This window comes from Micromonospora sp. NPDC048947 (assembly GCF_040649495.1).
GTDB classification, from domain to species: domain Bacteria; phylum Actinomycetota; class Actinomycetes; order Mycobacteriales; family Micromonosporaceae; genus Micromonospora; species Micromonospora alfalfae.
In genome coordinates this window covers 1-11561 of the sequence record NZ_JBEZFO010000010.1, presented here as the reverse complement: position 1 = coordinate 11561, position 11561 = coordinate 1, and the positions used below count along the sequence as shown (strand labels likewise).

Annotated in this window: 9 protein-coding genes and 1 tRNA gene; 1 reads left to right on the top strand and 9 read right to left on the bottom strand. The window is 72.3% G+C overall.

All coding sequences use genetic code 11. The annotated features are described in order from the left end of the window. Positions 1 to 43: 43 nt before the first annotated feature. From AB0B98_RS16050 to AB0B98_RS16040, 3 genes are read right to left on the bottom strand one after another with little or no spacing between them, the layout of a single operon-like run. Complete coding sequence (locus AB0B98_RS16050) at positions 44 to 241, bottom strand: hypothetical protein (RefSeq protein WP_238669770.1); 198 nt, start codon at positions 239 to 241, stop codon at positions 44 to 46. 58 nt (positions 242 to 299) lie between these two features. Next, entirely contained in the window at positions 300 to 1040 is a 741-nt protein-coding gene (locus AB0B98_RS16045; RefSeq protein ID WP_357363333.1) for a hypothetical protein, read from the bottom strand. 55 nt (positions 1041 to 1095) lie between these two features. Continuing rightward, positions 1096 to 1704, bottom strand: coding sequence for a TetR family transcriptional regulator (locus AB0B98_RS16040; RefSeq protein WP_357363331.1), 609 nt, complete (start codon positions 1702 to 1704; stop codon positions 1096 to 1098). 96 nt (positions 1705 to 1800) lie between these two features. Here AB0B98_RS16040 and AB0B98_RS16035 point away from each other — a divergent pair, with 96 nt between their 5' ends. Next, positions 1801 to 2841 carry an NAD(P)-dependent alcohol dehydrogenase gene (locus tag AB0B98_RS16035; protein ID WP_357363329.1) on the top strand — a complete coding sequence of 347 codons (1041 nt, stop codon included), beginning with the start codon at positions 1801 to 1803 and terminating at the stop codon, positions 2839 to 2841. 24 nt (positions 2842 to 2865) lie between these two features. Here the strand turns inward: AB0B98_RS16035 and selB are convergent, their stop codons facing one another. The 6 genes from selB to fdh all read right to left on the bottom strand — a co-directional run. Then, positions 2866 to 4650, bottom strand: coding sequence for a selenocysteine-specific translation elongation factor (gene selB / locus AB0B98_RS16030; RefSeq protein ID WP_357363327.1), 1785 nt, complete (start codon positions 4648 to 4650; stop codon positions 2866 to 2868). A 2-nt stretch (positions 4651 to 4652) separates the two neighbouring features. Further along, positions 4653 to 5957 carry an L-seryl-tRNA(Sec) selenium transferase gene (gene selA / locus AB0B98_RS16025; RefSeq protein ID WP_357363325.1) on the bottom strand — a complete coding sequence of 435 codons (1305 nt, stop codon included), beginning with the start codon at positions 5955 to 5957 and terminating at the stop codon, positions 4653 to 4655. A 23-nt stretch (positions 5958 to 5980) separates the two neighbouring features. Next, positions 5981 to 6076: transfer RNA gene (locus AB0B98_RS16020), tRNA-Sec, on the bottom strand. Between the two features lie 13 nt (positions 6077 to 6089). Next, positions 6090 to 7409, bottom strand: coding sequence for an NrfD/PsrC family molybdoenzyme membrane anchor subunit (nrfD, locus tag AB0B98_RS16015; RefSeq protein WP_357363323.1), 1320 nt, complete (start codon positions 7407 to 7409; stop codon positions 6090 to 6092). Then, entirely contained in the window at positions 7406 to 8386 is a 981-nt protein-coding gene (locus AB0B98_RS16010; protein ID WP_357363321.1) for a 4Fe-4S dicluster domain-containing protein, read from the bottom strand. Before AB0B98_RS16010 ends, nrfD begins: the two co-directional genes overlap by 4 nt. Continuing rightward, the coding region (gene fdh / locus AB0B98_RS16005) for a formate dehydrogenase (protein ID WP_357363319.1) at positions 8358 to 11561 on the bottom strand (3204 nt) is incomplete at its 5' end. The genes fdh and AB0B98_RS16010, both read right to left, overlap by 29 nt.

Here is an 11561-nt window from a genome sequence, read left to right as displayed (position 1 = left end):
GCAGCGGGGCACCGCGCGGGCCCGGTTTGCGACCGCGCCCCGCTCAGTCGACCTCCAGGTCGTCCAGCGAGATGGCGTGGGTCATCAGCCACCGGGCCAGCGCCGACATCCCGAACAACCACAGCGGCACCGACTCGGTGGGGCCGTTTGTGGCGTAGATGGCGAAGCGCAGGTCCGGTGCCCGGTACGCCTCGATCCGCCACTTGTGCTGCCGGTCCCGCCAGACCGCCGAAGGGTCCATGGCGTCACCGTAGGTGACCGTCGCCGACCTCGGGGCCGGTTGGCCGGGCATCGCCGGCTCAGCCCGGCACCACAGTCGTTCCGAACATGATTCGCGCAACGGACACCAGCAGACCAATCCCGACCCCGGCGAGGATCAACCAGCCGACGCCACGCCAGCCCGAGCCCCGGTCGGGGACCGGTGCCGCCGGTGGCCGCCAGAGCTCCCGGTACGTCCAGGCGAGCACTCCCGCACCGAAGGGCAGCAGCCCGACCCAGAACCAGAACCATCGGGTTCCGGTCAACGGTGGCGCTCCGCCGATCAGCCGACCCAGCCAGAGCAGGAGCAACACACCGGCGAGCAGCCCAGCGGTGGTCGTGATCCGGTGCGCCGCGTCGCCGCCGCCGTGCCACGGGCCGACGACGGCGGCCAGCCGTGCATCCGGCCCGGCCTGCGCCGACCGGTCCGGCCCATCGGGGTACGACTGCGGGTTGGGCGGTTGGACGGAGGCGTACCGGGTCTGACCGTTGGGCAGCGTCCACGCGATCATCCAGCCCTGCTCTGCGGGCCGCAGAGCAGGTCGGCTGCCCCAGTAGGCGTCGTCGTCAGCCCAGCCATTCGCCCGTTGGTAGGTCACCACCCGGCCCGCCGTGAGATCCCGATCGAGCTGGGCTTCGGTCGACTCGCGGGGCTCGACCCACCACGCCAGAGCGGCCCACAGCACCCACAGCACCGGCAGCCCCCACCGCAGCGCCACCGGAACGACGACGCGCCACCGACCACCGAACGGTCGCGACCGGGACGGGGACACCTCGACCATCAGCCCACCGTCGCATCTCGGCGCAAACGTGTCAGCACCGGATCGGTCGCGGCGGTCAGCGGTCAGGGTGATCTTGGTCCGTCGGCGCTGTGGCGCGTCGGACGCATTCGCGAAGCAGAACACGGCGTCGGGAATGCACGTCGTCGGGTTCCTGGCTGCTGGCCGCATAGACGTTGCTCACCGGTGACCAGGCCATGGACATCGCGATGACCAGGGCCATGATGTCGAAAGGGTCACCGCCGCGGATCCGCCCGGCGGCCTGGGCCTCGGCGATCGCCGTGAGCTTGCGATCGTCGTAGTGCTGGTGGGTCTCGACGAGGTGTCCGGCGGGCCGGCGTTCCAGCCGCGTCCAGGTCGCGAGCCGGATGAGGTCGGGACGGCGCAGGTACTCGTCGTAGAGGCGAACGGCCCAGTCCGCGAGATCGTCGGCGTCGATGGGCACGACGTTGGTGATGCGCTCCAGCGAGCTGAGGAAGATCGCGTCGAAGAGTCGTTCCTTGTCCCCGAAGTAGGCATAGAGCTGGGCCTTGTTGGTGCGGGCGGCCGTCACGATGCGGTCGACGCGTGCCCCGGCGATGCCGTGTTGGGCGAACTCCTCGGTGGCGGCCTCCAGGATGCGCTGGTAGGTCGCGGCGCCTCGCGAGGTCAGGGGCTGCTCCGGCATGCTCCCACCATAACAAAACAGAACGGTTGGTTTGCTTCAGCCCGCCGTCCGACCTAGGCTGCGACAGACCGAACAGTCTGTTTGGAGGAGTCGATCATGCGAAGGACCATTGGCTGGCAAGCGAGCGGCCCGACGGCGCTGCGCCGTACTCCGATCGAACGCCGTGACCTACGCCCCGACGACATCGCGGTACGGGTCGACTACTGCGGGGTCTGCCACAGCGACCTGCACGCCCTGCAGGACTACGACCAGCACACCGACGCGCCCCTGGTGCCAGGCCATGAATTCACCGGCGTGGTGACCGGCACCGGCCCCGAGGTGACCAGCTTCTCGATCGGCGACAGCGTCGCCGTGGGCAACATCGTCGACTCCTGCGGCGACTGCGCCATGTGCGCGGCCGGACAGGAGAACTTCTGCCACTCCTTCCCCACTCTGACCTACGGCGGCACAGACCGGCAGGACGGCTCGACGACAATGGGTGGCTTCTCCCGCGAATACGTCGTGCGGAACACCTTCGCCCACCCGCTCCCCGCCGGCCTCGACCCGGCCGCAGCCGCCCCGCTGCTGTGCGCCGGCGTCACCGTCTGGGAGCCCCTGCGTTCCCATCGCGTCGGCCCAGGCAGCCGCGTCGCCGTGGCCGGGCTCGGCGGGCTGGGCCACCTCGCGGTCAAGATGGCCGTGGCACTCGGCGCCACCACGACCGTGATCAGCCGTACCCAGGACAAGCGGGACGACGCCCGCCGGCTCGGCGCACACGACCTCGTCGACTCCACCGATCCCCAGCAGATGGCTGCGGCCCGCGACACCTTCGACCTCGTCATCGACACCATCTCCGCACCGCACGACCTCGCCCCGTACCTGAAGCTGGTGGCGATGGACGGCACCCTCAGCCTGCTCGGATACCTGGGTCCGGTGACCGTCGAGACCACCGACCTGCTCGTCGGCCGCAAGAAGCTCAGCTCCGCCGGGAGCGGTGGCCGCCGCTCGACAGCTGAGATGCTCCAGTTCTGCGCCGACCACGGCGTCACCGCCGACATCGAGGTACTCGCGTCGGCGCAGGTGGGCACGGCATTCGACCGCCTCCGGCGAAACGACGTCCGCTACCGCTTCGTGCTGGACATGTCCGACCTGGACTGAAAGCGGCCGGCCAGGTCGCGGCGCTCAGCTGACGACGATCCGGGCGTCGTCGGGCAGCCGGCGGGTAGCGCCCCGCCGGTCCAGCAGCTCCAGCAGGGGCACCGCCACCCGGCGGGTGGTGTCCAACGCCTGCCGGGCCGCGGAGAGGGTGAACGGCTGCGGCAACCCGGCCAACACCCGCACCGCGCCGTCGAGCGCGTCGGGCAGCAGCACCACGTTGTCGGCCAACCGCAGCAGGGCGCCGGCCCGCACCGCGGCGCCGATCTCCCGGGGGCCCAGGCCGAGGTCGACGAGGCGGTCCGCCTCGGGGGCGCGAAACGGCCGGTCGCCGTACTCGGCGCGGACCCGCTGCACGGCCAGGGCCACCGGTTCGGGCAGCGCGTTGGCGCTCGCCGCCCCGACCCGACCGGCGTGGATCCGCAGCGGCGGCCGGACCAGCGCCTCGACCAGCACCCGATCGGGCAGGGCAAGACGCTGCCGCAGCGCGTCCACCGGCATCCCGGGTTCCAACGGGTGTTCCCGCGCGTGCCGGGCGACCTCCTCGGTCAGCCGCTCGCCGAGCCACCGCCAGTGCGCGGGGTTGGCCAGCCAGTCGCCGGCCACCGGCTCGGCGAACGCCGGCCGGTCCCGCCCCGGCTCGGCGGGCACCGCGACCCCCATCCGGATCAACGTGCCGGCCCGGATCAGCCGGCGGCGACGCAGCTCCCCCGCCAGGTCGGGTCGACCGTCCAACTCGGCGAGGACCTGGGCGCGGGCGGCGGCCGCACCTCGTCGGCCCAGCGGTGGGGGTGCCACGTCCAGCACCCGCACGCCGCCGTTGACGTGGTGGCGGCCCGGGTCCCGCAGCAGCGCCCTGTCACCCACCAGCAACGGCAACGGGCGGGCCAGCCGCAGCCGGACCGTGTCCGGGCCGAGCGGACGCACCCGTACCGGCACCGCCGCCGACCCGACGTGCAGGGTGAGGGTGGCCGGCAGGTCGGCCGCCGCGTCGCCGGCGAGCCGGACGTCGACCAGATCGGTGTGGTGAAACCGGCCCGGGGTGAGCAACGCGTCGCCCCGGCCGAGCCGGTCGCGGGGCGTACCGCGCAGGTTGACCGCCACCCGGGCGACCGCCGCCGCCTGCGGTCGGGCCTCGCCGAGGGAGTGCAGGCCACGGACGCGGACCGGTTCGTCGGCGCCGGCCAGCTCCAGTTCGTCGCCCACCCGCAACCGGCCGGCGCCGAGGGTGCCGGTGACGACGGTGCCGCTGCCCCGCACCGTGAAGCTGCGGTCCACCCACAGCCGGACCGGATCGTCCAGCACCGGCGCGGGCAGTTGGGCGGCGAGCCGGTCCAGGGCCGCCCGCAGCTGCGGCAGGCCCGCGCCGGTCAGACCACTGACCGCCACCGCCGGCACCGCGCCGAGGCTGGTCTCGGCGATCTCGGCGCGGGCACGGGCCGTCGCCGGCCCCGGATCGGCCAGGTCCGCGCGGGTCACCGCCAGCAGGCCGTACGCGACGCCGAGCGCGTCGAGCGCGGCCAGGTGCTCGGCGGACTGCGGCATCCACCCCTCGTCGGCGGCCACCACGATCAGCGCCGCCGGGACCGGGCCGACCCCGGCGAGCATGTTCGGCACGAACCGCTCGTGCCCGGGTACGTCGACGAAGGCGACGGTGCCGCCGGACGGCAGCGTCGTCCAGGCGAAACCCAGGTCGATGGTCATCCCCCGGCGGCGTTCCTCGGCCCACCGGTCGGGTTCCATCCCGGTCAACGCCCGCACCAGTGTCGACTTGCCGTGGTCGACGTGCCCGGCCGTCGCGACGACGAACACGCTCAGTCCTCCCCGGGTACGCGCAGCACGGCCTCGCGGATCGCCTCATCCGCGTCGGCGGGCACACAGCGCAGGTCGAGCAGGAGCCGGCCGCGCACCACCCGGCCCAGGACCGGCGGGTCTCCGGTGCGCAACGGCGACGCGTACCGCTCGGGCAGGCTCAACGCCCACGAGTCCAACTCCACCCCGGGGGCGCCGCCCCCACCGACCACCGCGACGGCCGGCACCACCTCCGCCTTGCGGCCGTCCGCGCCGAGCCGGTCCCGCAGCCGCTCCACCCGTTCACGCAGGGCACCCGGGTCGGCGTGCAGCGCCGCCCGGGTCGGGGTGTCCGGTTGGTGCACTGTGGCGGCCAGCGCCGCCAGGGTGAGCTTGTCCACCCGCAGCGCCCGCGCCAGTGGGTGGCGACGCAACCGTTCGATCACCTCGACGTCACCCAGCAGCAGCCCCGCCTGCGGCCCACCGAGCAGCTTGTCGCCGCTGGCGGTGACCAGCGCCGCGCCCGCGCGCAGGGTGCTGGCGGCGTCCGGCTCGTCGGGCAGCAGCGGGTCCGCGCCGAGCAGCCCGGAGCCGATGTCCGCGACCACCGGCGCCCCGAGCGTGGCCAGTTGCCGTACCCCGACGGCCGAGGTGAAGCCGGTGACCCGGAAGTTCGACGGGTGCACCTTGAGCACGAAGCCGGTTTGCGGGCCGAGCACGGCGGCGTAGTCCGCGACTGTGGTGCGGTTGGTGGTGCCCACCTCGCGCAGCCGCGCGCCGGTGCTCTCCAGCAGGTCGGGCAGGCGGAACCCGTCGCCGATCTCGACCAACTCGCCCCGACTGACCACGATCTCCCGGCCGGCGGCCAACGCGGTGGCGGCCAGCACCAGCGCGGCGGCGCCGTTGTTGACGACGTGCACGGCGCCCGCGTCGGGCACCGCGGCGGCCAGCGCGTCGAGCGCGCCCCGCCCACGACGGGCCCGCCGGCCGGTGACCAGGTCCAACTCGACGTCGGTGTGCCCGGCGGCGGCCACCACAGCGGCGACAGCGGCGGACGACAACGGCGCCCGACCCAGGTTGGTGTGCAGCACGACACCGGTGGCGTTGAGCACCACCCGGGGGCCGGGCGTGGGCAACGCCGCGACCGCCGCGTCGCGTACCTCGTCGGGGCTGAGCTCGCCCCGGCGGGCGCGGCCCTGCGCGTGGGAGACGATCGCCTTGACCTGCTCCCGGCCGAGAGTCACCGTGGCGGCGGCCAGCACCGGGTCGGCGAGCAGCGTGTCCGTACGGGGCACCCGACGTCGCGGGTCCACCGGGCCGTCGCCCATCACGTCATCTCCTGCAAGCGGTGTGGCGGAGACGGACGGGAATCGAACCCGCCTGGCCCGGGTCCCGGACCACTCCGGTTTTGAAGACCGGGAGGGGCACCAGCCGCCTGAACGCCTCCACCGGACATTCGATCACACCGCGGGCGGCACCGCCCGATCAGCTGGAAGATCCATGGCGGTTCGCCGCGCCTCGACCCGTTCGCGCTGCGGCACCACCGTGTACCGCGGATCGCGGGCCGAGGCGACGCCGCCGTAGAAGATGCCGAACCGGGTCAGCACCGACGCGGCCAGCAGCGCGGCCCCCGAGAGCGCCCCGACCACCCGGCTGCGCCGGCCCAGCAGAGCACCCGCCACCCCGCCGGCGGTCAGCAACCGCCCGGCGCGCAGCAACCGACCCGGCCGACCCAACCGGTAGGGCTCACTGAGCAGGCCGAGTCGGGTCTCCACCCGATGCGCGCCGTACAGCTCCAGGGCCGCGCCGGCCACCGCCATCCGGCGGGCCGGCCCGGCCTGGGTCGGCGGCGCGGCGAGCAGACCCACGCCGGCGCCGCTGGCCAACGCGCTGCCCGCGAAGATCACCGGCAGCTCGGGGTACGCCTCATGCCACGACGGCACCGCAGTGTCGGCCAGCAACACCCCGGTGTACGTGGCCAGCGCCGGCGCGGTGCCGGCAGCGAGCAGCCCAGCGGCGTGCCCGATCGGCGGCAACGCCCGGCCGGCCAGCCCGAGCAGACCGTGCCGGGGCAGCGCACCGGCCGCCTCGGCGATCGCGGCGACGCCCGCCGCCGGCCCGTACGCGGTGAGGATCCAGGTGCCCATCGACATCGGCGACGTCGGCTTGGCCACCCGCAGCATGTGGTGGAAGCGCGCCGGCCGGCCCAGGTCCCTCACCAGGAAGACGGCGCTGGCGCTGACGGCGGCCAACGCGGTGACCCGACCGGCGCGCCGCAACGCGGGCCGCCCGGTGAGCTGCCCGCCCGCGGCCAGCAACGACGAGCCGGCGGCCAGCCCACCGGTGAACAGGTATGCGGCGATGTCCCACTTCCAGACCGGCCCCTTCAGAACGGGCCGCCCGTAGTAGGAGGTGAACTCGGCCTCCGGCACCCGGAGTTCCTCGCCGCCGCCGCGCCGCCTGCCCCACCGGCCCCCGGCTTCGGTGCTCCGCCGCGCCGCCAGGTCGCCCCGGCGGCTACTGGCGGCGGTGCCCCTGCCGTTCGGGTGGTCGCCACCGCTCGTGGCCGCCGCACCCCTCGCGACCTGCGGGCCCCTCGTGGCCCCTGCGCCGCTCGCCGCCGCTGCGCCGCTCGCGGCGTTGGGGCGGTCGTCGCTCAGCGGCGGTTGGTCGGGGCGGTCGGCGCTCAGCGGCGGTCGGTCGGCGCGGTCGGCACCCTCGGCGGCGAGCCGCTCCCGGAAGCGACGGAACCGGTCGCCCACGGGGCCCGGTGGGGTCATGAGGAGCCTCCGACGAACGCGGCGACTGTCGCAGCCGCCATGGCGAGAGCCGCGAGGCCGGCGCGCTTCCACATCTTCGGCAGGTCACGGGTGGTCACGACCGGGTCGGGTGGCAGCCCGTACACCTCGGGTTCGTCCAGGAGCAGGAAGAACGCCCCGTCACCACCCACGCCGTCGTTCGGGTCGTGCCCGTACAGGCGGGCCTCGGGGACCCCCCGCTCGTGCAGCGTCTCCACCCGGGCTGCGGCGCGTTCGCGCAGCTCGCCCAGGGGCCCGTACTGGATCGACTCGGTCGGGCACGCCTGCGCACACGCCGGAGTCATCCCCGCGCCCAACCGGTCGTAGCACAGCGTGCACTTCCACGCCCGACCGTCGTCCTTACGCTGGTCGATCACCCCGTACGGGCACGCCGAGATGCAGTACCCGCACCCGTTGCAGATGTCCTCCTGCACCACCACCGTGCCGAACTCAGTGCGGAACAACGAACCCGTCGGACACACGTCCAGGCAGGCCGCATGGGTGCAGTGCTTGCAGACGTCCGACATCATCAACCACCGGAAATCGGTGCGCTCCTCGACGCCAGTGCCCCGGCCCGGTGGCTGGGCCCCCGGCATCCCCAGGAACTGGGGGCCCGCGTCGACCGGCCGGGCCGCGTCGACCGGCGCACCGAGGACGTCCGCCGGCGCGGCGCCATGACCGGCCGGGCGGGGCTGCTCGATGAACGCGACGTGTCGCCACGAGTTCGCTGTCAGGGCTCCGGTGTTGTCGTACGACATGCCGAGCAGATCCAGGCCGCTCTCCGGAACGCCGTTCCACTCCTTGCAGGCGACCTCACAGGCCTTGCAACCGATGCAGACGCTGGTGTCGGTGAAGAAACCCATCCGCGGCGGCGCGTTCTCATAGCCCGCCTCGGGTGCCGGATCCAACGGGCCGTACAGGCTGTTCGGGTCAGGAAGCACCGTGCACCGTCCCCTCATCGTCGGTGGTCACGGCCGGAGCGTGCTGGCCCGGGATGATCCCGGCGCGCCGCTGGTAGTCGGCCACCAGTTCGAGCAACGCCGGGCCGGTGGGACGGCGGCCCGGCCGCACGTCGCAGGTGCCGACCTTGCTCTCCTGGATCAGCACGTTCGGGTCCAGGCTGATGCCGAACAGGTCGTTCGCCGAGTCACCGGTGACCAGACCCTCGAAACCGAAGTGGTACGGCAACCACACCTGGTGGATGATCCGACCGTCCACCCGCAGCGGGGTGAGCCGGTCGGTCACCAGCACCTTCGCCTCGATCACCGCGCGGCCGCTGACCAGGTGCGCCCAACCCAGATGCGTCAGCCCGACCTCGCCGGCCAGGGCCGGGGACACCTCGACGAACATCTCCGGTTGCAGCTCCGCGAGCGGTGACACCGTCCGGCTCATCGCACCGGCGGTGTGGTGCTCGGTGAGCCGGCTGACGGTGAACACGTACGGGAACACCTGGGCGTGCTCCTGCGGCGGGCTCGGGTTCGCCGAGTTCACCGGGTGCGCGTACATCTTGCGGGTGGGGTTGGCCTGCTGACCGTAGAGCGGGTTACGCACCGGCGACTCCACCGGCTCGTAGTGCGTCGGCAGCGGCCCGTCGAGGACACCACTGGGCGCGTACAGCCAGCCCTTGCCGTCGCCCTGCATGACGAACGGGTCGTCGCCCGCGATGCCCTCCGGCCCGGACGCGCCGGCTGGCGGCCGGTACGACGGTGGTTTGGTCTTCTCGAAGTCCGGCACGTCGTAGCCTGTCCACTCGGACCTCTCCGCGTCCCACCACACGTAACGCTTGCGCTCAGACCACGGGTTGCCGTCCGGGTCGGCGGAGGCACGGTTGTAGAGGATGCGCCGGTTCGCCGGCCACGCCCAACCCCACTCGGCGGCAACCCAGTCCTGTTCGTGCCGGGACTTGCGCCGGGCCGCCTGGTTGACCCCGTCCGCGTACACCCCGCTGTAGATCCAACAACCGATCGCGGTGGAGCCGTCCGCGCGTGCCTCGGCGAAACCGGACAGCGGGCGGCCGGTCGCCACGTCGTACCCGTTGATCTCGCGCAGCACCGCCTCGGCGCTCGGCTCCGCGTTCGGGCCGTGCGTGGGGTAGTCCCAGGTGAGGTCGAGCAGCGCCCGGTCGCGCGGCAGCGGCGAGTCGGCCAGCTTCTCCCGCAGTTTGCGGCCCAGGTGATAGAAGAACCACAGCTCGGAGCGGGCGTCGCCCGGCGGCTCGACGGCCTTCTCCCGCCACTGCAACAACCGCTGCGTCTGGGTGAACGTGCCCTCCTTCTCCACATGCGACGCGGCGGGCAGGAAGAACACCTCGGTGCGGCACTCCTGCGGCACGATCTCCCCGGTGGCGACCTCGGGGCCGTTCTGCCAGAACGTCGCGCTCTCGATCATGAACAGGTCCCGGACCACCAGCCAGTCGAGGTTGGCCATGCCGAGACGCTGCGCGCGACCGTGCGCCGAGCCGACAGCCGGGTTCTGCCCGAGCAGGAAGTAGCCCTTGATCTTCCCGTCGATCATGTTGAGCACCTGCTGGTACGTGCCGTGATCACCGGTCAGCCGGGGCAGGTAGCCGTAGCAGAAGTCGTTCTCCGGCGTCGCCGCGTCACCCCAGTACGCCTTGAGCAGGCTGGCGGCGAACGACCGCGCGTTACCCCAGAACCCCTTCTGCCCCGGGTGGCGAATGCTGTCCACCCACTCGTCGAAGCTCGGGTGCTCGGCGTGGTGCGGCATCGGCAGATAACCAGGCAACAGGTTGAACAACGTCGGAATGTCGGTTGAGCCCTGGATGCTGGCGTGGCCACGAAGCGCCATCACCCCGCCCCCCGGGCGGCCCATGTTGCCCAGCAACAGCTGGATGATCGCGCCGGTACGGATGTACTGCACACCCACGCTGTGCTGCGTCCAACCCACCGAGTAGATCAGCATGCCGGTGCGGTCCCGGCCGGAGTTCGCCGTCCACGCTCGCGCCAACTCCAGGAACTGCGCCTGCGAAATGCCGCAGACCCGCTCCACCATCTCCGGGGTGTAACGGGCAAAGTGTCGCTTGAGGATCTGATAGACGCAGCGCGGGTGCTGCAACGTCTCATCGCGCCGGGTCTGCCCACCCACCGGCGCGCCGTGCGACTCGTGCGCCAAACCCGCGGCGCTGTCCCGCTCCTGAGCGGTGTGCCCACTGCCCGACGAACCCTCGTGCCCCTCGTACTGCCAGCTGTCCTGCACGTAGGTGCCGGTCTCCGGATCGAAGCCGGAGAAGAAGCCGTCGCCGTCCTCGGTGTCGCTGAAGTCCTCGCTCACGATCGTCGCCGCGTTGGTGTACGCGAGCACGTACTCCCGGAAATCCAACTCGTTGTCCAGGATGTAGCGCACCACCCCACCAAGCAACGCGATGTCAGTGCCCGCCCGGATCGGCAGGTACTCATCCGCGACAGCGCTCGTCCTGGTGAACCGCGGGTCGACGTGGAAGACCTTCGCACCCTTGCGCTTGGCCTCCATCACCCACTGGAAACCCACCGGGTGTGCCTCAGCCATGTTCGAACCCTGGATGACGATCACGTCAGCGTTGGCGATGTCCTGCTGGAAATCCGTCGCACCGCCACGACCGAAGCTGGCCCCCAGACCGGGGACGGTGGCGGAGTGTCAAATACGGGCCTGGTTCTCGATCTGCAACGCCCCCATCGCGGTGAACAACTTCTTGATGAGGTAGTTCTCCTCGTTGTCCAGCGTCGCCCCACCCAGACTGGAGATACCCAGCGTCCGGTTGAGCGGCCGGCCCTGCGTGTCGACGTCCTCCCAGGTCTGCTCGCGGGCCGCGAGGATCCGGTCGGCGATCATGTCGAGCGCGGTGTCGAGCTCCAGATCCTCCCACTGCGTCGAGTAAGGACGGCGGTAGCGGACAGTGGTCTGCCGCAGCGGACTGGTGACCAAGCTCTTGCTCGCCGAACCCTTCGGACAGAGCCGACCCCGCGAGATCGGGCTGTCCGGATCACCCTCAATCTGACTGACCCGCCCGTCCTTCACGAACACCCGCTGACCACAGCCGACGGCGCAGTACGGACAGACCGACCGAGCGACGCTGTCGGCGGTATCGGTGCGGGCGGTGAGCGCGCGGGACCCGTCGGACTTCGCCGCGGCACCCCG

Bases quoted from the DNA above. Each gene is read 5' to 3' on its own strand.
- AB0B98_RS16050 (WP_238669770.1), bottom strand. From the start codon at position 241: ATGGACCCTTCGGCGGTCTGGCGGGACCGGCAGCACAAGTGGCGGATC.
- AB0B98_RS16045 (WP_357363333.1), bottom strand. From the start codon at position 1,040: ATGGTCGAGGTGTCCCCGTCCCGGTCGCGACCGTTCGGTGGTCGGTGG.
- AB0B98_RS16040 (WP_357363331.1), bottom strand. From the start codon at position 1,704: ATGCCGGAGCAGCCCCTGACCTCGCGAGGCGCCGCGACCTACCAGCGC.
- AB0B98_RS16035 (WP_357363329.1), top strand. From the start codon at position 1,801: ATGCGAAGGACCATTGGCTGGCAAGCGAGCGGCCCGACGGCGCTGCGC.
- selA (WP_357363325.1), bottom strand. From the start codon at position 5,957: ATGGGCGACGGCCCGGTGGACCCGCGACGTCGGGTGCCCCGTACGGAC.
- nrfD (WP_357363323.1), bottom strand. From the start codon at position 7,409: ATGACCCCACCGGGCCCCGTGGGCGACCGGTTCCGTCGCTTCCGGGAG.
- AB0B98_RS16010 (WP_357363321.1), bottom strand. From the start codon at position 8,386: ATGAGGGGACGGTGCACGGTGCTTCCTGACCCGAACAGCCTGTACGGC.